Below are 901 nucleotides of genomic sequence, written 5' to 3' on the forward strand. Positions count from 1 at the left end.
ATGGTGCGGTCGAGAGGACTTGAACCTCCACGGTGTTAACCACCACTAGGCCCTCAACCTAGCGCGTCTACCGATTCCGCCACGACCGCGTATTAAGATGGAGCGGAAGACGGGATTCGAACCCGCGACCCCGACCTTGGCAAGGTCGTATTCTACCACTGAACTACTTCCGCATAAGTATTTAGAGATGCGGGTGAAGGGACTCGAACCCCCACGTCAAAGACACTAGATCCTAAGTCTAGCGCGTCTACCAATTCCGCCACACCCGCATGTGAAATTACGTATTGAATAAAAAATTAATGAGAAATGGTGAGCCATGCAGGGCTCGAACCTGCGACCCTCTGATTAAAAGTCAGATGCTCTACCAACTGAGCTAATGGCTCATTAAAATTTTAATGGGGCGGCTGAAGGGAATTGAACCCTCGAATGCCGGAATCACAATCCGGTGCGTTAACCACTTCGCCACAACCGCCATGAAAAAATGGTGCCGGCGAAAGGATTCGAACCCTCGACCCTCTGATTACAAGTCAGATGCTCTACCAACTGAGCTACACCGGCGTGTTATATGGTGGCTTTGGACGGAATCGAACCGCCGACACAAGGATTTTCAGTCCTTTGCTCTACCAACTGAGCTACAAAGCCATACGTATTAAATTAAAAATGGCGGTCTCGACGGGATTCGAACCCGCGATCTTCTGCGTGACAGGCAGACATGTTAACCCCTACACCACGAGACCGTTTTAAGTCATATCGACTTTACCTATTTTAAAGGTCATATTATGTAAAGTCAATAACTTTTTTAAAAAAATAAAGCCTGGCAACGTCCTATCCTCACAGGGGGAGATCCCCCAACTACTTTCGGCGCTGAGACGCTTAACTTCCGTGTTCGGCATGGGAACGG

At 48.9% G+C, this 901-nt stretch carries 8 tRNA genes and 1 rRNA gene; all 9 read right to left on the reverse strand.

Features of this window, described 5'->3' with window-relative positions:
* Position 1 precedes the first annotated feature (1 nt).
* Positions 2-89, reverse strand: a tRNA-Leu gene (locus tag KNO96_RS14190).
* Between the two features lie 9 nt (positions 90-98).
* A tRNA-Gly gene (locus KNO96_RS14195) sits at positions 99-173 on the reverse strand.
* 15 nt (positions 174-188) lie between these two features.
* A tRNA-Leu gene (locus tag KNO96_RS14200) sits at positions 189-269 on the reverse strand.
* 38 nt (positions 270-307) lie between these two features.
* Positions 308-383: transfer RNA gene (locus KNO96_RS14205), tRNA-Lys, on the reverse strand.
* Between the two features lie 13 nt (positions 384-396).
* Positions 397-472, reverse strand: a tRNA-His gene (locus KNO96_RS14210).
* A 10-nt stretch (positions 473-482) separates the two neighbouring features.
* A tRNA-Thr gene (locus KNO96_RS14215) sits at positions 483-558 on the reverse strand.
* A gap of 8 nt (positions 559-566) precedes the next feature.
* Positions 567-642 (reverse strand) — tRNA-Phe (locus KNO96_RS14220).
* Between the two features lie 19 nt (positions 643-661).
* Positions 662-737: transfer RNA gene (locus KNO96_RS14225), tRNA-Asp, on the reverse strand.
* Between the two features lie 75 nt (positions 738-812).
* Positions 813-901: ribosomal RNA gene (gene rrf, locus KNO96_RS14230) — 5S ribosomal RNA — on the reverse strand; the annotation flags it as partial.

Origin of the sequence: Exiguobacterium sp. s89 (assembly GCF_018617735.1) — a bacterium.
Lineage (GTDB): Bacteria > Bacillota > Bacilli > Exiguobacteriales > Exiguobacteriaceae > Exiguobacterium > Exiguobacterium marinum.